Source organism: Cupriavidus sp. PB-02, assembly GCF_058252315.1.
Window position 1 is genome coordinate 3,341,613 of record NZ_CM177694.1, and the last position, 21,218, is coordinate 3,362,830.

The window sequence follows — 21,218 nt, forward strand, 5'->3', positions numbered from 1 at the left end:
GGTCTTGCTTCGGCGGTCATGCGGCAGTGTGGGTCACACCGCATTCCGTCATCCTCCTACCGTGGTCGCCTGCTTCTGCAGCACATCGCCAGTTGTACTTAGGACCACCACCACCGCAGCAGAACCCATGTGTTCATCGTCGGCAATGGCTAGGCTCGCCTTGCCGCCATCCACTGGCTTTGCTCTTGCCACCAACGAGGTGGATGCCAGTGCGGGCTTGGTGCGAACATCGACACTCAAACCCGGGGAAGCGCTATCCACTTCGACAACGCATCGCAGACCTTTCCAGGTGACTGCTTTGATGGTGACCGCCATTACTGTTGTGGCCGAGTTCGTTGCCTCTAGCTCTAGTACTGGCACAAGGCACTCCTGCAAACTGATGCCGCCATGGGCGTATTCCGCCCCCGCTATGAAAGATGCTACCCCGGGGGCGTAGGCCACCTGTACATCCTTGCACCAATCCCAGCCGAACGTCAGTGGGGTGCCATGGGCGGTGTCCTTTAGCACCGCGCAGCGGCCCCAACGGGTCTCCGCCTGGTGTTTGGGCAGCTCGGTCTTGGGCAATCCCCCGGGAAGCAGCAACCAACCGTGGTCCGTCACGATGCGCACGCGCTTCCAGCCGGCCTGGCACAGCTCGCTAATCCGCTCCACCACTTGGTCCAACTGAGTCTCCAAGTCACGCGCCAGGCGTACGCCGTGCTCGTGGCCGTAGTGGTCCAGGTCGCCCGCCTCGGTCCAGGCGCAGCCCTGTGGGTCTCCGGTCTCGTGCTTATCCAACGGCTGTACGCCGTGCTCGGCCAGCAGTTTGCGGAAATTGTGCGCCGACAGCGGTTTGCCGTCTGCGGCCACGCGGGGCTCGAACTCCACGTCGTCAGCCGCGCCTGATACTTGGCCTGCAACGGGCGAACACCACGCCTTGCCGGAAGCCGTCACCGAAGGCAAGCTGGTCCAACGGGCGGAAAGGCGCGTTTCGCCCAGCCCCGACAGGCGCTGACGCAGTTGCACCGCCACGTCGTAGCGCAAGCCATCGACGAATAGCGTGCAGGTGCCTGCGTTTTTTTGTCCTACCGGGTCCGCGGACAGAGGCGTCAGCCCGCCAGCGACCTTCGTAGCCTCCTGCAGCCGCTTGGCTGCTTCCTCGACCCAGGGCAGGTAGACCGCGCGAAGGGCCGCCGAGACGGCATCCACGTCGGCCTTCAAATGCACAGAACCCAGAGCCTGCAGCGCGGCCTTATCCACCTGCCAACCCGTCTGCTGATAGCTGGCGGCCAGCTCAGCCGGTGTCTGGCCGATGGGAATCGTTGCGCTCAGCTCAGCAGCTTTGCACAGATGCGCCAGCGCCGCCGCCAGCGGTGAACGGCCCATGCGGTTCCATAACCACCCGCGCCGTATGCCGTGCTCTGTCTCGGCAGCCAGAATGGCTGTGCGTGCCAGTTGTGCATCCATCGCGGCGCATGCCAACAACACATTTCGCAGCGCAGACTCACTCTGCTCGTTCGCTTGCGGATAGCCGGCCAGTTGGTCGAGGTCAGGAAACAGCCCCATCTGTGGGGGCTGAACCGTAGCAAGCAGCGCGAATACCTTCGGAAAGCTGGTGTACGAGTCTTTGTAGAGCTCGGCGACCGCTGCCCATTTACCTCCGGCCTTGGCCAACAACTCGGCCGCCACAAGCGCTCCATCGGAGATAGGGTCGACGCCAAAGTCCGACCTGCACCGCTTGGTAAACACATCCCATCGAACACCTTTCCACTGATTCCGGGTGCTCTCCGGGTCGTTCAGCCAAACCAGCAGGTCGCGTGTGGGATTGGGCGCCAGCAGACTGTGCAGCCACTCGGCGTTAATTTGCCGGCCTCTGAGCTCTTCCAAGCTGCGCTCCAGCAGCACGCCCGCCTCGAGCGCCTGGCCCAGGGCTTCCTGCGTGGCCTTGTCCTGTGCCACATCCAGACCCAGTCCCCCGTTCTTCGATGCCAGAAAGGCGCTCAGGGTCCAGTCTTTGGTGTTGGCCTGGCTCCAGAACACACCGCGGTATTGAAGCTCGGCCAGGGGCTGCAGGTCGCGCGGGCAGCTTTCGATAGCGCGCAGGTCGGCGCGGCTGACGCCGTGCAGGTAGACCACGGGCACGCCCTCGAGTTCAACGCCTGCAAGAGCGCCGGAAATAGCGCACTTTAGCCAGAGGGCGGGACCGCTGCGCTGCTCGTGCTCATAGGGGCCGAGTACACACAGGCTGGGGAGCAGCTTCCTCAGTGCGGGTAGCGCGGCTTGCCAGTGGCCGTCCTTGTCGGGCCAGAGAATGGCAGCGGCCGGTGCCGCCGTGTGCGAGTTGCCCTTGGCTGCGGACATCACTGCAGTCGCCAACAACTCGCCAACATTGGCGGGCGAGGATGGTCCGCGAAACTGTGCGCCAATGTTCTTCTGGGTCATGATTGTCTTTGTTGCTCCTTGGCAGCCCCCCTCGCTGCCGTCTTCTCTGCTACCGTCAAGTGGTAGTCGTTAACGCGCTCGCCCTCGAATACCTTGTACCAAGGTGCACTTTCCACGTCCTTGCCGCGGTCCTTGTCCCAGGTGATGTTGAGCTTGGGCTTCTTGCTGTGACGCAGGACCTCGGCGGCCATGAACGGCCGAATGTTCAGGCGCACGCCGTCGTTGAGGTCGGGGTTCCAGCCGATGGGCTGCTCGGCCAGCGGCTTCCAGCGCACGAAGATGTCGTAGCCAACCCTTCCGTTGAATTCGCCTTCGAGGATGAGTTCCAGGCGGAGTTTCAGGTCTTGGGCGGCGGCAAGACGGGTCTGGGCGCCATCAACACCATCGCGCACACCGAACTCCTGCAGGCGTATCCAGTCGCCCAGGTAGGTGTGGATAAGGCGCTCCAGGTTCTTCTTGTCGAGCCGGTGGTAGTTCACTAGCGCGGCAAACCCATCCTTCAGGCCGTCCCACACATGCCAGATGAAAGGGCGGTGCTGGAAGCGCTTGGCATGCTGCTCGAAGAACTTGTCGCGCAGCCAGACGTCCATTCCCTTTCCCGCGCAGTCGGCATCGGCGAGCAACTTATCGAGCACAGCGGGCTTCCAGCTACCGGGCCGTACCGTCTCCCAGGCGGCAATCAGCAGCTTGAGCAGCCGCTCGTGCGCTGGCGGTTCGCCGCGCACCGAGGGCAAGCAGACTATGCCGTCGTCGTCGGTGTACTCGGCCAACCGCTCGCAGCGGGCAATCCAGGTGCGCGCCTCGTCGGCGAGGTCCATCGAAGTATCGCTCTCGGCCGGCCAGCGGTATCCGGCCAGTCGGGCGACGGCTACTTGCAGCGGGTCGGTAGCGGGTTGCGGGTGGCCGTGGAACAGCCACTGGGCGGGGTCGTCAGAATATGGCTTGGGCAGGCCGTTGGGGTAGCGCTCGACAGCGATTTTTTGCCAGTGAGCAAGGTCGAACTCAATCTTGCCAACATAGCCATTGTCTACGCTCAGTTTTTGGTTAACCGCCCTAAGCCTCTCGGCAAACTCTGATGAAGAACAGAACGCCCAAACAGATGGCAAGTCCTCCTCCCTATGAGGAACAATTACCGGCGTTGTGTTTGCGAACAGTTGACCTCCATAAAGTGTCGCTGGTAGACCGTTCATCTGGCCAATTGCAACGCCGGAGCGGGACCACGCAGCCTCACCTCGAACTGCTGAGCTAGCAAACTCTTTCACAACTGACCATCGCACAGAGGCTTGACGACCATCGTACGAGCTAGTGGCTCTGGCCGGTCCTTGGAAAAACCGATACTCGTCGCCAACCGTCACCTCCCAGAAGAGCTGAACGAATCGCGCGTTATCGCCTGTAGATGTCCCCTGATAACACCCTGCGACTGCCGAGAAAAGCTTGGCCGAATCCACAGCGCCGAAGCTAATCGCTGAGTCGGGATTGGCAAGCATCGCTTTTTGTCTCATGGCCACCAGCGTGCAGTCATGCATCAAGTCTGCCTTCTCAGCGGCACTTCTCGGGGCACTAACATTCAAGCCACGTACCTGAAAATCTTCGGTAGCAATCGCACGGGTAACTGACAGCAACTGAACATTGAAATCCCACATGGGCGTCTGAAAACCCTTGGCGCCAAGCAACGCAATTAGGTTGAATTGCACGCACCTCAACAGTGTCTCGCGCTGTTTTTTGTAGCTTGCGAGAAACAGCCAGTTCTGCGGCATCACGATTTGCACCACGCCCGCGCCTTGGTTGCCATTGGGCTCGCGCGCCAGTTCCAGGCAGCGCATCAAAAACACGTTGGCCAAGTCGTTCTTGGCCTCGGAGAAGTGTGCTTCGCAGTAGTCCTTCAGCGTGTCGTTCTGCTTGCCGCGGGCCAAATAAGGTACGTTGGTCACCACTAGGTGGTAGCGCGCGTCTAGCAGCCGCGCGGCGTCCAGCAGGCCCCGGGCGGTTAGGGCCAGGTCCCACGTGTCGTCCCGTAGCTCGCTGGGCTCACCCCACAGCGTGGCGGGACGCTCGGTGGCCAGGGCGCGTTCCAGCAGGTCGCGCAAGGTGTCGAAGCTGGAGGTAGCCAGGTCGTTCCTCAGGCTGCGGGCCGGGTCCAGCAGGCTGCCCAGCAGCGGCGCCTGGGCGAATCTTGCGTGCAGCAGGCGCAGTTCCTGCCGCAGGTAGACAGCGTTGGGCGCGTCGTCCGGTACCAGGGCCACCCAGTCCTCAGGCTTGGCGGCCACCGTCAGGCCGCAACAGGCCACCTGCGGCGCGGGCATGTCAGCGCGCACACCCAGTGGGTCGCCGTTTTCGTCCGGCAAGCGCCACGCCGCCAGGGCCAGCGCGAAGACGGCGATTTCCACGCAGCGGGCGTCCAACTCCAGGCCATGCAGGTTGTCGGCGAGCACGGCATCCACTGCATCCCTCGCGCTCAGACCCTCGGCTTCCATCCGCATGGGCACCAGCATCAGGAAGGCCGCCACCAGGAAGTGGCCCGAGCCGCAGCAGGGGTCGAGCAGCGTGAAATCTTCCAGGCGGTCGGGCCAGCCTTCGAACTTGCCGGCGGCGGGCGTGCCGTCCTCGAGCTTCCGCAGGTAGGTCAGCGGCACCGGGCAGGTCTTGCCCGGGTGTCGCGTCACCCACCAGGCGCCCAGAGAATTGTGGAGCAGGAAGTCCACCATATAGGGCTCGGTGAAAAGCTGGGTGACGGCGGGCAGCTCGTCTGCGCCTATCTTCACCTCCGAGTCGTTGACCTCGTCCTTGCGCTTGGCCTGCCAGAACTGGTAGACCCAACCCAGGCTGTCGCTGGCCTTGAACACCTCGGGGGGCAGTGCGGCCAGCAGACGCTCCAGCTCGCGTTGGTGCTCAGGCGCGAAGACCAACTCGAACACAGGGCTGTGCGGCTTGAACACCTGCGGCAGCATGCGGGCGGCGAGCTTAGCCGCAAGCTCCCACTTGGTCTTGGCGCCCAGGTTCATCGCTGGGTCAGGCTCCTGGACCAGCGCTTCGCAGTCGTCCAGCGACACTGCCGCACCCGGCTCCCACAACAGGAGGCCGTTCTCGGCCAAGAAGCGGGCGAACAGCATGCGGTGCCAGTGCTCGTAGGCCGCTTCCCACACCAGGTGCTGCACTCCCTGAGTGTCGTCCTTCGCCTTGGCATCGCCCAGCGCGCGGCCGTGCGCGCGCAGGCGGCGGCGCAGAGCCTTGAGCTCGTCCGTCAAGTAGTCGGGCGCCTTGGCCTCGGCTACCGCCAGTTGGCTGAGGGCGGCGCGGGCACCCTTCTCGGCAACATCGCGCGCTGCTTTGACGGTGTTCTCGAGCTGGGTGCGCAGTGCTTTGGCCAGCGGTTGGTTGTTTATGCTGTGTGTCGACATGGGCTCATTCTGTCTTATCTGCGACGCAACGCGTGTAACGAGATAACGTTACCCGCCCTCTTGGTTTATGGGTCAGAGTGCCACCGGCCCCTGCTCGAGCTTCGCGGTCAACAAGACCTCCACCTCAGCCAGCCAGGCTTTTAGCTCTGCCTCGTCGTTCAGGGTCCGGCGCGGGATGGTCACGTGCACAACGTTTGGCTTGAGCAGATGCACGGCGGCATGGCGGACGCTCTCAAAGCGGCTCGACAAGGCTTGCGTCTTTGCCACCCAGTGGTCGAGGTCACACTCGTCAAGCGCGTCTTGCAATAGCTCGGGCGTGCCCAGTGCCCCCGCAATCGGTGCGGCTAGGTGATGAGTCTGAGTCAGCTCTGTACGTTGAGCGTCGGTGAGCTTGGCCCAATCAGCGTCCGCCTGCAGTTGGGCCTGCTGCTGCGAGAAGGTCTGCTGGAACGTATCGAGCTTGGCCTTGAGCGCCTGGCGTAGCAAGTCCACAACCTTATCCAGCAGCGGGCGCACCGTGTCGGGCTCGGCCAGCAAACTACGCTGCGCCTCGATGGCATCCAGTTCAGCCTTCAGCGCGGCATAGGGACCCAGGCCTTTGGCGTGGCGCAACAGCTCGGTGAGCTGACGCCAGACGGGTAAACGCTTGGCGATAGCATCGGCCGTTTGGGTCCAGGACTTGGATAGGCCAACGATTTCATCAAAACCTGCAAAAAGGGCCAGCAGTTGCGCATTGCCTGATTGACCTTCGATGGCTTCAATGAGCGCAAGTTTGGGCGCTTCTGGCGCGGGGGCGGAGCCGCCAGCCCTGGCGGCCTGTTCGCGTAGCTTAGTCAGCAGTGCGGGTACCTTGGCCAGTTCCTCCTTCGGCTGGCACGGCACGCCCACCGTGCTGAACAACGAGCGAATCTTAATGAGCTGCGGCGGCGTGATGTTGACGCTCTCGCACTGGAAGCTCGTCTGCGTCAGCTTGGCGCGGTCCAAGCTCCTGGCATCAACCGCCTTGGATGTCACATCGCTGGCTTTGAGATGGCCACCCGCTAGCAAGGCATAAAGAGCGCCATCGATGGCATCGCGCGGCCAGCCATAAGGCGGCGCTTCGAACTGCTCACGAATCTCGGCGCCCTTCTTGCCCGGACCGATATAGCTCAGCAGCTTTTGGCAGACGGGGTGCTTGTCGGCCTCCTGACTGTGCCCCACGGCCTTGAGGGCCTCAAGGTTACCTTTGCGCGCTTCGTCGAGCACCTTGCTCCATTGGTCGTGGTCGGCGGCATCGAACTGGCTGTACAGACGGATGGCGGAAGCTTTGGCAGCGCGGTTGATGCGGTCGGCCAGGTCGTTGCCGTCCTGCGCTTCTTGCCCGCCGGCCTGGAACACGCGCACGCCACCAAAGAGCTGGTCCAGCAGCTCGGCCAGCTCCCTTTCGGCGGTGCGTTGGCGGCTCTCCATTGAGCGCTGGGCATCGCGGCCCTCTTCGGTGGAGGGGCTACCCTTTTTCTGCAGCGTGGTGCGGGCCGCTTCCAGCGCCACGATAGCGTTTGTGAGCTCGGTTTTATGCTGCGCCGGCAGGAAAGCGAACAACGTAGGGTTGTCGGCCGATTTGGCCCTTGCCTCGGCGATAACGGACCTCTCATCCGCTTGCCAGCCGTCCTGTATCCACAGATAGAGGTTCTGCGCGTGGTCCTTGGGCAGGGAGTCGTCGTAGGTAGGTGTGAGGCGGCGCTCAACGTTGTCCTTGCCCTGCACCACACGCACTTTCTTCAGCACCTCGCCGAAGCGGGTCTTCAGCAGGTCGGCTCGTTTTTGCTCCACGCGCTGCGGCGCGGCCTTCAGTTCGGCCTCCTGGGCGCGGAATTCGTCGTACCAGGCACTGGATTCGCGGGTCTGCAGTCGGTATTCGGTGCCGCTGCCGCCAACCAAGGCCATGACAAGTCGGTCCTTGTTCTGCAGCTCGTCCAGCAGCGCGGGCAGCTTCTTGCGCAGCTCGGCGGAGCCGGCGGCGAGGTCGGTCACCAGCAGGTCGGCTAGTGCATCTTCTGTGGCCTTGAGGCCGATGTCCAAAGCGGCATCGGCGGGCAACTTGTTGATGAGATAGACGAGCTTGAGCAACCTAGCCTTGAGCTGGCTGTCCGCATCGCCAGCGGTGAAGCGCTGGACGTTCTCGAACACCTCCTTGGGCAGTTGGGCGGTAGAGACCAGGTTCGCGGCAATCTGGTCGTAAAGGAAGTCGCCCGAAACCACATGGCCCAGCGGTGCTTCGGCGGTGGCCAGCACCGCCTCATGAACGACTCGGAGCTGGCTGCGGAGTTGCGAAACAGTCCCAGTAGTATCGATGGTTCGGAGAACACGTTCCCAAAAGCGGCGGCGCACTGGCAGCAGCGGGTAGTCCGAGGTCATCACGTCTTCGTCATCTGTGACGTGCTCGAGCTTGGTGCCGCGCAGGTGACGTGAAATCTCGCCGAGATTGATGCGCCAGACGTGCTCCACGTCAGGCTGGGCGGTGGGCTTCTTGGCCAGAATGATTTGCCGCGTGACGTTCTCAACGTCCCAGTCGCCGAGCATAACCTGCACCGGAAAACGGCCCATCAGCCGCTGCAGATTGGGCATGCCGGAGAGCGCCGACTGGCCAGTGCCCACAAAGAGCAGCTTGCCGTTAAAGTGCTTGGAAAGGGTCTCGGTGACCTCTTGCACCTGGAAAGCCTTCTCGGCATCGGCGCCGATATATTGCTGCACCTCATCGAGGACAATCAGAGTTAGCGGAAACTTGCCATCGACCGACAGAGCGTCGGCAATCGCGGTGGTCATCTGTTCGCTCGTGATATCGGTGACCTGGGGGAACTGTTCCTTAAGCAGCTTGCGGGCATCCGCCTCGGTGTGAGCAAGGTCAGGCCGGGCCTTGAGTAGCGCCCTGGCCAAGTGGCTGGAGACGTATATGTGCGGGAGCTCCTGCGTCAGGGAGCGACCAGCAGCTTGCAGTTCTGCTTCCACCATGGGAAGGATGCCCTCACGCCTCATCCACAGAACAAACTGGGCCTGATTGTATTGCTCGGGCAGGCCCGTTGACTTGAACACGATTCCGAGCAAGGCTAGCCGCACTTTGTCACCGGCTCCGGCGCCCAGCTTGCCAGCAGCAGCATGCAAGGCTCCGTGGCGCTTGCCTTGGGCACTGAGTTCCTTCAGATGCTCGAACACGCCCGTAGGCAACTTGGCACGGCTGCGGGCGGTGGCACCATCGGCGAATTGGTAGTCAGTCCAGAGCGTACGCAGCATCTTGGCCAAGTGCGACTTACCGCTACCGTAGAAGCCGGAAATCCAAACCCCGGGTTGCTCGGCGCCTGCGTCCAGATTGAGCAGAAATTTGTCGAGAATTGTCTCCAGGCCTTTCTCGTACTGGCCGTCGCAGACGAACGTCTCCAGTTCGTAGCGCAAGATGGCCTGGGCGGCATCGGAGTGGTCTTCAGAGACCTCCGCAACACCGTTGTTAACGAGGCGATTGTCCTTCGGAGGCTTGTTGTAGATGTCCCTATTCAGCATGGTGGTGTGTGGTCTTTTTTTATTGGTCGCGTGCTCAGTCTTGGGCCAGCAGCGGAACGGCAAGGTAGTTCCAGCCGTCCCGCGCGTCCAGCAGACGATAGGTATGGGTTTCTGGGTGATGTTCGCCTGGGAAAAACACCAGCAGCCGGCCTTGAACGGCTTCCTTGATGCCTTCGACGACTGACGAAACTCGCGCCAACCCGAAAAGTGTGCCCACGCCTAGTAACGCCACTACGGTGTCGGGACCGGCTTCGGCGCGGATGCGGGCCTTCAGCTTGGTATTTAGGTCGGCAACGAATTCGGTGAGCTCTCCAGTCTGGTAGCCGGCCAAGTCCTCGGGGGACTCGAAGTAGGCGTCGCGGTATTCCTGCGCCGCCATCCACTCGGGAAAGGCTTGGGTCACGTCCAAGAGCAGCCACTGCTTGCCGGCTTGCTGCGTGACAAGTTCGAATTCGCCGACGTTGGAGCGCAGGCGTAGTTCGTCGGTCTTGTCATAGACCGCGAAGATGACGCGCTGGATTGCCGCGAGCCCTGCCTGCCAGGGCACCGTGAGGTGTTGGCGGTAGGCGGACACCAGTTTGGCGACCTTAGACGACATGCGAAGACTCCTGACGAATCTGTTCTTCTTCGGGGGTGAGATAACCAGGGAAGCGCACCTCCTTCACGCCGCCAGCGTTCATGAAAACTAGCAGCCCCCGATGAGACGCCGAGTTTGTAAGCGCCTCCAGCTCATCTGGTGAGCAGCCCAGCAAGGCCACCCACTCCGATGAGAAAAGCCGCTGGCCAGTACGGCCTTCGAGGTAGCCCATGAACAACAGCAGCGTGACGGATTCGGGATGCAGCAGGGGCATGGCTCTCACCTTGCGCACCTTCCCGTGCAGCAGGCCGGCAGCGGTCCAGGTGCCGGCGACATTCTGCGCGAAGGATTTCAGCGATGCCGGGCTGAAGCGGTCTGGGTGATTGGCGCCGAGGAAGTCCTCGACAGCCTCGCGAGGGACGGTCGCCCCTGGGGATTGCGCCAGAACAAAAGACTGAGTGCCACGCAGCAGCGGGTCGCGTGCTAAGGCAACGGCAAGGGCCAGCAGTGGCTGGGCTGCTTCGTCCAAGGCCCACAAGCGACGCAACGCGCGGAAGATGGGGTTTGCGGAGTCCAACGCGTACAGTGTCGCAAGGTGGCGCAACGCGAGTTCTCGCGCCTTGCGAGTGGGCTTCCCCAATACATTGTCGTCGACCACCGCGGTGGTGTAGTCCGCGCGCGTGGTCTGCGGGGGGGTGTGCGACAGCAGCAGGCGCAGGTCGTCCAGCATCATGGTCCGAGCGGCATGCGGGCCATTGATGCCAAACCGGAATCCCAACTTCGAGAGGAGGGCTTCCCGTTGTTCAGTCACGTTGCTGTTCCCTCGGCATGGTGTTAGGCAGCGCGTCGTTTAGAACCCCATCCAGGGGATAGCCTTGGGAACGACAATAGGCCACCACCATGACCTCAACCATATTGGCCAGGCTACGCAGTTCGAGCTCAGCGGCAGACTGCAGCGCTGTCTTGATGTGCGGCTCCACCCTAACACTGACCACTTGGGATTTGGCGATGGCCATGCCGTGGCTCCTGTAAGTAAAACGCTAGCAATGCGCGAGCATAGCGCAGCATGCGTGTGCTTTACTAGCCGGGCGGGCGGTATGCACATAAGTCCGCGGCCGTAGGCCCTCCTGTACCATCAACAGCAACCCAACCCTCCGCGTGCCGTGACCGCGCGCGATAACGCTGAAAAGAATCAAGGCGCACATGTGGCTCGCCGACTTCCGCTTCCACGGCTCGTCAGCTGGGCTAAGCCGGACAATCTCTGCCTAAGGTGCAAATTCGCGTATCCCGAATCCGCTTACATAGCGGTTACATGACGCGGCACAAAATAGAAAGGGTTTGCAAGCGCTAACCTGCAAACCCTTTTGACATCTGGTGGGTCGTGCGTGACTCGAACACGCGACCAACGGATTAAAAGTCCGCTGCTCTACCGACTGAGCTAACGACCCCAAAAAACAGAACCGCGATTATAGTGACACGATTCCCGATGTGTCAAGCGCACGGCAGCTCAGGCCATGCGCTCCAGCCGCCATATCTGGTAGCGGAACGCCAGCACCGCACCCGATAGGATACCCCCCAACGCGATAAAGGAGCCGATCGCCAGCGTCGACACGCCCGACAGCCCCTGCCCCACCGTGCACCCCAGCGCGGTCACGCCGCCGGCCCCCATCAGGATGCCGCCGACCATATGGTTGGCGACGTCCTCCGCATTGCCGAAACCTTCCCAGCGGAAAGTGCGCGTGGCCAGCGCATAAACCGCCGCACCGGCGATCACGCCGAACACGCTGACGATGCCGATAGTCAGCACCTTGCTCTTGTCGCTGAACATCATCAGCCAGTCAAGCGTATAGGCATACGGCGCGACGAAGCTCAGGCTTTCCATGCGGCCGCTGTTGGTCGACACAAACAGTTCTTCGAGCGTGTTCGGGTCTTCCGACACATAGCCGAGATGGCCCGACACGTACCACATCGCCACGATGATCAGGCCGACGCCGATGCCGCCGAGAAGGTTATCGAACGAGCGGAAGCCACGGCCCGCCAGCGCCCACAGCACCAGCACGCCGCCCAGCAGCAGGCCCAGGCCGAGTTGCAGCGCGCCGCGCGCGAGCCCGGTGCCCAGCGCCAGCACCGACGGCAGGTCCTGCGTGGTCGGCAGCGTTACCGCGACAGCATCAACGGTGTTCACACGCACCACGCCAAACAGCCCGCGCAGCGTCATATAGGCCGACAGCCCCAGGAACACGAACACCACCAGCGACTTCAGGTTGCCCGCGCCGATGCGCACCAGCGTCTTACTGCCGCACCCCGACGCCAGCACCATGCCGAAGCCGAACATCAGCCCGCCGGCCAGCGCCGACAGCCAGCCCAGCTTGCTGGCGGTGTAGATGGTCTTGGTCGGGTCGACCGCGCCCATCCACGCCAGCACGCCGGTGCCGATCATGGCCACGCCGATCGCCAGGCCCCACATGCGCATGCGGGTCCAGTCGCCCATGTTGACCACGTCGGAGACCGCGCCCATGGTGCAGAAGTGCGTGCGCTGCAGCACGGCGCCGAACAGGAAGGTCAGGACGAAAGTGCTCAGCAGCACGGTGCGCGAGAGCGCGGCGAGGTCGATATCGGGCATGTGTGGGGGGCGGAACGGCGGCGGGTGATGAGGCGGTCTGGGTGCTCAGGCGGCGCCCTGGTAACGCGTGGGATCGGGCACGCCGGCGGCCTCGAAGCCGGCCCGCCGGATGCGGCATGAATCGCACACGCCGCAGGCACGGCCGTCGTCGTCGGCCTGGTAGCACGACACCGTCAGGCTGTAGTCCACGCCCAGGCCGATGCCGGCGCGGATGATCTCGGCCTTGGTCAGGTCGATGATGGGCGCGTGCACGCGAAAGCGGTCGCCCTCGACCCCGGCCTTGGTGGCGAGGTTGGCCAGGGTCTCGTAGGCGGCGACGTATTCCGGGCGGCAGTCCGGGTAGCCGGAGTAGTCGACCGCATTGGCGCCGAAAAACAGGTCGCGCCCGCCGACGGCCTCGGCCCAGCCAAGCGCCAGCGATAGCATGATGGTGTTGCGCGCCGGTACGTAGGTGACGGGGATGCCGGTGGAAGCGCCGTCGGTCGGCACCTCCAGCGTATCGTCGGTCAGCGCCGAGCCGCCGAAGCGGCGCAGGTCCAGATCGATGATCTCATGGCGGGTGGCGCCCAGGGCCGCGGCCACGCGCCTGGCGGCTTCCAGTTCGGACGAATGGCGCTGGCCATAGCGCATCGACAGCGCATAGGTCTCGAAGCCCTGGGCGCGGGCCATGGCGAGTACGGTGGCGGAGTCGAGTCCGCCGGAAAGCAGGACGATGGCGCGTTTGGTCATGATGGGGGGCGCGCGCCGAATCAGGCGCGCAAAACGTTCAGGCGAATCGCATATTCTAGCGCGAGCCAAGAAAAAGGCCCGCCGGAGCGGGCCTTGCGGACAGCCAGCGGCAAGCCGCCGTCGCCAGTTACTTCAGCGTCTTCAGCCGGTTGCTCGCCGCCTGCGCGCCTTCGGTGCCCGGATACTTGGCCACCACCTGCTCCAGCGTCTTGCGCGCGGCCGCCTTCTGGCCGGACTCGAGCTGGTTGTTGGCGACCGCGATCATCGCATCCGGCACCTTGGGGTGCGTCGGATTGTTATTGATCATGGTCTGCAGCACCGAGGTGGACCCCTTGTAGTCGCGCTGCGCGTAGAGCGAGTTGCCGAGCCAGTACTGCGCCAGCGGCAGGTACGGGCTCTGCGGGTACTTCTTGACGAAGGCCGAGAACGAATTCCCGGCGCTTTTGAAGTCGCCCGCCTGGAACTGCTTGAGCGCGGCATCGTATTCGGGCTTTTCGCCCGGCTGCGCCACGCCTTCGCGGCCTTCGACCGTGACCTGCTGCGGCTCGAATTTCTTCAGGCGCGCATCCAGGTCGGCGTAGTAATCCTTCTGCTGCTTCTGCAGCGCGTCCACCGTGTTCTGCAGCACTTCGTTCTGGCCGCGCAGCCGCGCCACTTCCTGGCGCAGGCCCTCGAGCTGGTTCTGCATGTCGAGCGTGGTGCGGCTGTTCTGCTCGATGCGCTGGGTCGCGGTCGCCTGGAAACCGTTGAACTGGTCGCGCAAGGTGATGACCGCTTTGCGCGCCTCGTCATCGTCGAACACTCCGGCATGCACCTGCGTGAGCGGCAGCATGCCGCCGCCGGCGACGGCGGCGAGCCACAACAGGGTGGAAACGCGTGCTTTCATGGATGGCAATCCGCAGATCAGTAGTTGATGTCCGCGCGGCGGTTTTCAGCCCACGAGGCTTCATCATGGCCGGTGGCCTTGGGCTTTTCCTTGCCCAGGCTGACGGCTTCCATCTGGCCGTCGGGCACGCCCATCGAGCCCAGCGAGCGGCGCACGGCTTCAGCGCGCTTCTGGCCCAGCGCCAGGTTGTACTCGCTGGTGCCACGCTCGTCGGTGTTGCCCTGGATCAGGATCTTGCGGCCCTTGTTGGAACCCAGGTACTTGGCGTGCTCGGTCAGCATGCCCTGGTAGTCAGACTTGACGGAGTAGCTGTCGAAGTCAAAGTACACGCTGCGCTTGGCCAACGGGCTGTTCGGGTCGTTCAGCGGGTCGGCGGCCGTCACCGGGGTGACCGCGCGCGGATCCGTACCGACGCCGCCCTTGCCGGCGCCGGCATTGGCGGTGTCGTCCAGCTTGACGCCGGAGCTGCAGGCGCCCAAGGCCAGCAGTGCGGCAACGGCAAGGGTTTTGCTCATCAGTTGGGGCATGGTGAATGACTCCTGTTATTGCATGAAAGGACCCCAGGACGGCTCGCGAACATCGCCGGACTGGAGGGACAGAACCTGCCGGGTACGCCCGTCAGTGGAAACCGCCGCCAGGACCGCGCGACCGCCCACGCGGGTGGCATAGAGGATGTACTTGCCGTTGGCGGCGAAGCTCGGGGCCTCGTCGTTGGCCGTATCGGTCAGCGACGTCACGTCGCCGTTGCTCAGGTCCTGCAGTTGCAGCTTGAAGCCACCCGCGCGCGAGATGTACGCCAGGTACTTGCCGTCCGGCGAGATGCGCGGGCTTACGTTGTAGCTGCCCTTGAAGGTGACACGCTGCGCCCCGCCGCTTTCCTCGCCGCCGGCGGGCATACGGTAGACCTGCGGCGCGCCGCCGCGGTCGCTGGTGAAGTAGATGCTCTTGCCGTCGGGCGAGTACTGCGGCTCGGTGTCGATGGCGCTGCTGCGGGACAGGCGGCGGATGCCGGAGCCGTCCGCGTTGACCTGGTAGACCTGGGTATTGCCGTCGCGCGACAGCGCCAGTGCCAGGTGCTGGCCGTCAGGCGACCACGACGGCGCGCTGTTGTTGCCCTTCTGGTTCGACACCAGCGTGCGCTTGCCGGTAGCCAGGTCGTGCACGTACACCACGGGCTTCTTGGCCTCGAACGAGACATAGGCCACGCGGCGGCCGTCCGGCGACCACGACGGCGAGATGATCGGCTCGTTGCTGGTCAGCGCCACCTGCGAGTTCTGGCCATCGGAGTCGGAGATCAGCAGCTGGTAGCGGCCACCCACGCGCGACACGTAGGACAGGCGCGTGGCAAACACGCCGCGCTCGCCCAGCAGCTTTTCGTAGATGTAGTCGGCGATCTTGTGCGCGGTCACGCGCAGCTGGCCCTGGTTGACGGTGAAGGCCAGCCCGCCCAGGCTCTGGCCCTTGACGGTGTCGTACAGGCGGAAGCGCACTTCGTACTGGCCGCCACCGGCCGGGGTTACGCTGCCGGCGACGAAGGCGTCGGCGCCGCGCGACTTCCAGCTGCCGAGGTCGACGTTGGCGGATTCCGCCACCGTGGCGCCGCCGGGATCGACATTGCGCAGGCGGCCGCTGCGCGCCAGATCCGCGCGGATGATGGCGGTCAGGTTCTGCGGGGCCTGGGCTTCGCCCTGGAAGTTGGCGGTGGCGACGGGGATCTGGCTGGAGCCGACGCCGGAGATCTCAACATTCAGCTGCGCGTGCGCGGCGCCTGCCGCCATCGTCAGCGCCGCAGCCAGCCACGCCATCAGCGCGCGGCGGCCCGCCAGGGGACTGGCGGAAAATGCGGGTAGGGTTGCGGGTTGAGTTGCGTTGTGCCGCCTCGCGGACAGCCAGTTGGGGGCCCAAAGCTTTCGCATGCTGCTCCTCAGTCGATTTCAAGATTCGTCGGGCACGGCAGGCATCGGCAACACGGGCAGGTCGGGCGCTGCGCATGGCGCACTCCCGTTCTGCGTGCGCGTTGCACACTGCCGGCTGCGTCAGGCAACCTGCCATGGTAGCGATGGGACCGGACCCCGGCGATGATGGTTGCATTATGTTGCAAATCATGACGCCCGGGTCACTCAGTCCTTCGGCCGGAAGGTGATGGTAAAGCTGCCTGGCGCCTTGCCATCCTCATCGCGCGGCAGCGGGTCGGAACGCTCGACCGCGCGCAGCACGGCGTTGTCCCAGTCCGAATTGCCGCTGGACTTGGACAGGCGCGCCGACATCAGCGAGCCATCCGGCGCCAGCCGCACCGACACCACCGCGGTCGGGTTGCCCTGCACGTCTTCGGTGAAGACGATGTTCGGTTTCACGCGGCGGCGCACGCGGTCGGCATAGCCCGGCGACGCCTTGCCGCCGCCACCGGCGCCCGCGCCGGCCGAACTGCCGACTCCGCCACCGCCCGCGTTCGAGCCGCTGGCCAGCGCCTGCAGGCGCGCCAGTTCGCTCTGGCGCTGCGCATTGGCCGCGGCCTCGCGCTTGGCCTTGGCGTCGGCATCCGCCTTGGCCTTGGCCTTGGCCTCGGCCTCATTCTTCGCCTTCGCGTCCGCCTGGGCCTTGGCCTTGGCGTCCGCTTCCTTGCGTTCGGTTTCCTTGCGCTCGGCCAGTTCCTTGCGCTGCTGCTCCTGCTGCGCAGCCTTCTTCTTCGCGTCGTCCTTGCGCTGCGCTTCCTTGCGCTCGGCCTCGCGCCGCTCGTCTTCCTTGCGGGCGGCTTCCTTGCGCTCGGCCTCCTTGCGCTCGGCCTCCTTGCGCTCCGCTTCCTTGCGGGCGGCTGCTTCCTTGCGCTCGGCCTCTTCACGCGCAGCCGCTTCGGCTCGGCGCTTCTGGCGCTCGAGCGCGATGTCGGCGTCTTCCTCGACCTTGCTCTTCACCTGGGGCGGCGGCGGCACCGGGCGAGGCTGCACCACCGGCTCAGGCTCGGGCGGCGGCGGCGGCGCTGTGGCAGCGGGGATTTCTTCCCACAGCTCGGCCTCGGCGCCGACCGGCGTGCTGCTCTGCCAGCGCACGCCGTAATACAGCACGATGCCCAGCAGCAGGTGCATGACGAGCGCGAACAGGAAGGAACGCAGGGTTCCTCGCTCCTTGACCGGCTGGTAGGGATAGGCGGCGACGGTATTCATCGGGCGCAACGGCAATCGCAATGGCAATCAGATAGGCGCTTCAATGCGTCAGGAGGTCTTGGACTTGACCATCAGGCCGACGCGCTTGATGCCGTCGGCCTTCAGGATCGACATCACGTCGAGCACCGCCTCGTACTTGACCGAGCGGTCGGCGGCGATCACCACCGGCTGGTCGGGATTCTCGTTCTGGCGCTGGTGCACGAAGTCGAGCAGGCCCTGCTTGTCGAGCTTGCGCTCGAAGGCATTGCCGGCGTTGTCCTTGCCGCGCGCGGTGAGCTGGCCGCTCTCGTGCACGGTGACCACGATCGGCGGCGCCTTCTGCTGCGGCGTGGCGTTGGCCACGGTGGGCAGGTCCACGGTGGCAGGACTCACGATCGGCGCCGCCACCATGAAGATGACCAGCAGCACGAGCATGACGTCGATATATGGCACGACATTGATGTCGGCGCTTGCCCGGCGGCGCGAGCCGCCGCGGCGCTGAATGGCTGCCATTGCAGGACTCCTGGAAACACCGGTCCGGGCTTGCGCCCGGACCGTTTGTATTAGATTCGGTTAGCGGGCCTGGCGTTGCAGGATGTTCAGGAACTCTTCCATGAAGCTCTCGAACCGGATCGCCAGGCGGTCGATCTCCGTGGCGTAGCGGTTATAGGCGATCACCGCCGGGATGGCCGCGAACAGGCCGATGGCCGTGGCTACCAGCGCTTCGGCGATGCCGGGGGCCACCGAGGCGAGCGTCGCCTGCTGCACATTCGACAGACCACGGAACGCATTCATGATCCCCCACACCGTGCCGAACAGGCCGATATACGGGCTGACCGAGCCGACCGATGCCAGGAACGGCAGGTGCGACTCGAGCACGTCCATCTCGCGCTGGTAGGCTGCGCGCATGGCGCGACGGGCCGCGTCGAGCAGCGCGCCGGCTTCGTTGCCGCGCTCGCGTGCCTTCAGGAACTCGCCCATGCCGGATTCGAAGATCCGTTCCAGCGCGCCGGTGTTGTGGCGGTTGTTGACAGCACTGTTATATAGCGCCTGCAGGTCGCCGCCGGCCCAGAAGTCGCGCTCGAACCCCTCGGTCTGGGTTCGCGCCGAGCGCACCGCCAGGTGCTTGCGGAAGATATAGGTCCACGAAAACAGCGACATGACGAGCAACAGCACCATGACGGCCTGTGCCAGCAGGCTGGCGTGGAGCACCAGCGTAATGATCGACATGTCTTGTGTGACGGTCACGGGATTCATCGGGCGGACTTGATGGTAGCTAGGACGGGGGCGGGAATCGGGGCGGGACGGAAAGTGCTTCGATCGACACATCCAACGCGAATGGCGCCGGTGGCCAGCAACAGCTCGGCGCGCCAGGCTTCCTGGGTGAACTGGACCGAGGCCGGTCCGACCCGGTCGATGCGCGTGCGGATATCGAGCTGGTCGTCCAGCCGGGCGGGCGCATTGTAGTCCACCGCAGTGCTGCGGACGATAAACACCACGCCCGCCTCGTCGGCGAGCGCCTGCTGTTCGATGCCGAGCGAGCGCAGCCACTCGGTGCGGGCTCGTTCGAAGAACTTCAGATAGTTGGCGTAGAACACTACGCCGCCCGCGTCGGTGTCTTCCCAGTACACCCGCAGGGTCCAGACAAAGTTTGTCATGGCCGCGATTGTAACGGAGAGCGCCGGCGCTTCGTGTAAACCCGCACGACTAGTTTGCAACAGCAAGTTGCTGGCCAGCCCTTGCCAGGGCTTGGCTGGCGGGCCGACGGCTTGCGGCGGGCGCACTCTCCGCGCTACACTGCGCGCAACCATTCCATCTTGCGCGACTGGCGATGTCAGTGGGCACTACCACGAGGAAGCGCAAGTTCTCTGGCGTGAAGTTCAGACGCCTGCCGCTCGCCTGGGCAGCGAATGGGAAGCAGGGTGCGCCCTGTAGCGACGGTCTTATATAGAACCGCCGGTACCGGACGCCATCAGCCTTCCCCGCGCGCCCTACCCCCGATGCGCTAATCGGATTCCCTTTTTTCAGACGAGTTTCGCCATGTTCGAACGCAGCCGTTTTACGATCGACCAGATCGACCCCGAGGTCTTTGCCGCCATCCAGAAGGAAAACCAGCGCCAGGAAGATCACATCGAGCTGATCGCTTCCGAAAACTACACGTCGCCGGCCGTGATGGCCGCGCAGGGTTCGCAGCTGACCAACAAGTACGCCGAGGGCTACCCCGGCAAGCGCTACTACGGCGGTTGCGAATACGTCGACGTCGTCGAGCAGCTGGCCATTGACCGCGTCAAGCAGCTGTTCGGCGCCGAAGCCGCCAACGTGCAGCCCAACTCGGGCTCGCAAGCCAACCAGGGCGTGTTCTTCGCCATGCTCAAGCCGGGCGACACCATCATGGGCATGAGCCTGGCCGAAGGCGGCCACCTGACCCACGGCATGGCCCTGAACATGAGCGGCAAGTGGTTCAACGTGGTCAGCTACGGCCTGAACGCCCAGGAAGACATCGACTACGATGCACTGGAAAAGCTGGCGCAAGAGAAGAAGCCCAAGCTGATCATCGCCGGTGCCTCGGCCTTCGCACTGCGCATCGACTTCGAGCGCATCAGCAAGGTCGCGAAGTCGATCGGCGCTTACTTCATGGTCGACATGGCCCACTACGCCGGCCTGATCGCCGCGGGCGTCTACCCGAACCCGGTGCCGCACGCCGACTTCGTCACCACCACCACGCACAAGAGCCTGCGCGGCCCACGCGGCGGCGTGATCCTGATGAAGGCCGAGCACGAGAAGGCCATCAACTCGGCGATCTTCCCCGGCATCCAGGGCGGCCCGCTGATGCACGTGATCGCTGGCAAGGCGGTGGCGTTCAAGGAAGCGCTGACCCCCGAGTTCAAGGAATACCAGCAGCAAGTGGTGAAGAATGCCGCCGTGCTGGCCGAGACCCTGATCGCGCGCGGCCTGCGCATCGTCTCGGGCCGCACCGAAAGCCACGTGATGCTGGTCGACCTGCGCGCCAAGAACATCACCGGCAAGGAAGCCGAGCGCATCCTGGGCGAGGCGCATATCACCGTCAACAAGAACGCCATCCCCAACGATCCGGAAAAGCCGTTCGTGACCTCGGGCATCCGCCTGGGCTCGCCGGCCATGACCACGCGCGGCTTCAAGGAAGAAGAAGCCCGCGTCGTCGGCAACCTGATCGCCGATGTGCTGGACAACCCGCACGACGCAGCGAACATCGCCAGCGTGCGCGAGCAGGTGGCCGCCCTGACCAAGCGTTTCCCGGTCTACGGCTGATGCATCAAGGCCGCCCCCGCATGTCGTGGGGCGGCCGGCAGCCCCGCAAGCCACGCCTTCATCCGGCGCCCGGCTTGCGGGCCTGGCCAACCCGCCCCCGCCACCGCAGAACGACAATACGGACAAGGCGACGGGGTTCAACTGAAGGTGGTCGGCATGAAATGTCCCTTTTGCGGTCATTCCAATACCCAGGTACTCGACACGCGCATGTCGGAAGACGGCGATGCCGTGCGCCGGCGCCGCCGCTGCGAGGCCTGCGATCGCCGCTTCACCACCTATGAGCGGATCGAGCTGTTCTTCCCCGCCATCGTCAAGAAAAACGGTTCGCGCGTGGACTACACGCGCGCCAAGCTGAAGGATTCGATGCGCCTGGCGCTGCGCAAGCGCCCGGTCTCGGCCGAGGCCATCGATGAAGCCATCACCCGCATCGAAGAAAAGCTGCTGTCGCTGGGCGAGAAGGAAATCCCCAGCAGCCAGGTCGGCGAACTGGTGATGCGCGAGCTGCGCAAGCTCGACAAGATTGCCTATATCCGCTTTGCTTCGGTGTACCGGAGCTTCGAGGATGTGTCGGAGTTCTCCGACGTGCTCGCGGAAGTGACCGCGGGCAACAGCAAGCGCTAGC

17 protein-coding genes, 1 tRNA gene and 1 riboswitch are annotated in these 21,218 nt (G+C 64.1%); of the genes, 2 read left to right on the forward strand and 16 right to left on the reverse strand.

The annotated features are described in order from the left end of the window. Nucleotides 1-48 precede the first annotated feature (48 nt). The 16 genes from pglZ to ybgC form a co-directional block, all read right to left on the reverse strand. Nucleotides 49-2,421: a BREX-1 system phosphatase PglZ type B gene (pglZ, locus tag AC10V3_RS15670; protein WP_490922471.1), complete on the reverse strand. Its 2,373-nt coding sequence runs from the start codon at nucleotides 2,419-2,421 to the stop codon at nucleotides 49-51. Then, nucleotides 2,418-5,819, reverse strand: a complete 3,402-nt coding sequence (locus AC10V3_RS15675; RefSeq protein WP_490922473.1) for a DNA methyltransferase — start codon at nucleotides 5,817-5,819, stop codon at nucleotides 2,418-2,420. Before AC10V3_RS15675 ends, pglZ begins: the two co-directional genes overlap by 4 nt. A gap of 72 nt (nucleotides 5,820-5,891) precedes the next feature. Continuing rightward, entirely contained in the window at nucleotides 5,892-9,416 is a 3,525-nt protein-coding gene (gene brxC, locus AC10V3_RS15680; protein WP_490922474.1) for a BREX system P-loop protein BrxC, read from the reverse strand. After that, nucleotides 9,388-9,951, reverse strand: coding sequence for a BREX protein BrxB domain-containing protein (locus tag AC10V3_RS15685; RefSeq protein WP_490922475.1), 564 nt, complete (start codon nucleotides 9,949-9,951; stop codon nucleotides 9,388-9,390). The genes brxC and AC10V3_RS15685 overlap by 29 nt, the downstream gene beginning before the upstream one ends. Beyond that, nucleotides 9,941-10,741, reverse strand: a complete 801-nt coding sequence (locus AC10V3_RS15690) for a hypothetical protein (RefSeq protein ID WP_490922477.1) — start codon at nucleotides 10,739-10,741, stop codon at nucleotides 9,941-9,943. Before AC10V3_RS15690 ends, AC10V3_RS15685 begins: the two co-directional genes overlap by 11 nt. Then, nucleotides 10,734-10,946 carry a hypothetical protein gene (locus AC10V3_RS15695; protein ID WP_490922478.1) on the reverse strand — a complete coding sequence of 71 codons (213 nt, stop codon included), beginning with the start codon at nucleotides 10,944-10,946 and terminating at the stop codon, nucleotides 10,734-10,736. The genes AC10V3_RS15690 and AC10V3_RS15695 overlap by 8 nt, the downstream gene beginning before the upstream one ends. A 356-nt stretch (nucleotides 10,947-11,302) precedes the next feature. Then, nucleotides 11,303-11,378, reverse strand: a tRNA-Lys gene (locus tag AC10V3_RS15700). Nucleotides 11,379-11,437: 59 nt separating this feature from the next. After that, nucleotides 11,438-12,553, reverse strand: coding sequence for a YeeE/YedE family protein (locus tag AC10V3_RS15705; protein WP_454752276.1), 1,116 nt, complete (start codon nucleotides 12,551-12,553; stop codon nucleotides 11,438-11,440). 45 nt (nucleotides 12,554-12,598) lie between these two features. Next, nucleotides 12,599-13,282, reverse strand: a complete 684-nt coding sequence (gene queC, locus AC10V3_RS15710) for a 7-cyano-7-deazaguanine synthase QueC (RefSeq protein ID WP_454752277.1) — start codon at nucleotides 13,280-13,282, stop codon at nucleotides 12,599-12,601. Between the two features lie 127 nt (nucleotides 13,283-13,409). Further along, entirely contained in the window at nucleotides 13,410-14,168 is a 759-nt protein-coding gene (gene ybgF, locus AC10V3_RS15715; protein ID WP_022536199.1) for a tol-pal system protein YbgF, read from the reverse strand. A gap of 17 nt (nucleotides 14,169-14,185) precedes the next feature. Then, nucleotides 14,186-14,695, reverse strand: a complete 510-nt coding sequence (pal, locus tag AC10V3_RS15720) for a peptidoglycan-associated lipoprotein Pal (RefSeq protein WP_022536200.1) — start codon at nucleotides 14,693-14,695, stop codon at nucleotides 14,186-14,188. Between the two features lie 15 nt (nucleotides 14,696-14,710). Beyond that, on the reverse strand, nucleotides 14,711-16,084 hold the full coding sequence (gene tolB, locus AC10V3_RS15725; protein WP_022536201.1) for a Tol-Pal system beta propeller repeat protein TolB: 1,374 nt from the start codon (nucleotides 16,082-16,084) through the stop codon (nucleotides 14,711-14,713). A gap of 204 nt (nucleotides 16,085-16,288) precedes the next feature. Beyond that, nucleotides 16,289-17,329 carry a cell envelope integrity protein TolA gene (gene tolA, locus AC10V3_RS15730; protein WP_454752278.1) on the reverse strand — a complete coding sequence of 347 codons (1,041 nt, stop codon included), beginning with the start codon at nucleotides 17,327-17,329 and terminating at the stop codon, nucleotides 16,289-16,291. Nucleotides 17,330-17,377: 48 nt separating this feature from the next. Continuing rightward, a complete protein-coding gene (gene tolR / locus AC10V3_RS15735) occupies nucleotides 17,378-17,821 on the reverse strand; it encodes a protein TolR (RefSeq protein ID WP_022536203.1) in 444 nt (147 codons plus the stop codon). Between the two features lie 60 nt (nucleotides 17,822-17,881). After that, complete coding sequence (gene tolQ, locus AC10V3_RS15740) at nucleotides 17,882-18,565, reverse strand: protein TolQ (RefSeq protein WP_022536204.1); 684 nt, start codon at nucleotides 18,563-18,565, stop codon at nucleotides 17,882-17,884. Next, nucleotides 18,562-18,966: a tol-pal system-associated acyl-CoA thioesterase gene (gene ybgC, locus AC10V3_RS15745; RefSeq protein WP_041681124.1), complete on the reverse strand. Its 405-nt coding sequence runs from the start codon at nucleotides 18,964-18,966 to the stop codon at nucleotides 18,562-18,564. Before ybgC ends, tolQ begins: the two co-directional genes overlap by 4 nt. A 153-nt stretch (nucleotides 18,967-19,119) precedes the next feature. Next, nucleotides 19,120-19,220, forward strand: a riboswitch (ZMP/ZTP riboswitch). A gap of 128 nt (nucleotides 19,221-19,348) precedes the next feature. Here ybgC and glyA point away from each other — a divergent pair. Continuing rightward, entirely contained in the window at nucleotides 19,349-20,596 is a 1,248-nt protein-coding gene (gene glyA / locus AC10V3_RS15750; RefSeq protein WP_454752279.1) for a serine hydroxymethyltransferase, read from the forward strand. A 156-nt stretch (nucleotides 20,597-20,752) separates the two neighbouring features. Then, on the forward strand, nucleotides 20,753-21,217 hold the full coding sequence (gene nrdR, locus AC10V3_RS15755) for a transcriptional regulator NrdR (RefSeq protein ID WP_022536207.1): 465 nt from the start codon (nucleotides 20,753-20,755) through the stop codon (nucleotides 21,215-21,217). Nucleotide 21,218: the final 1 nt, after the last annotated feature.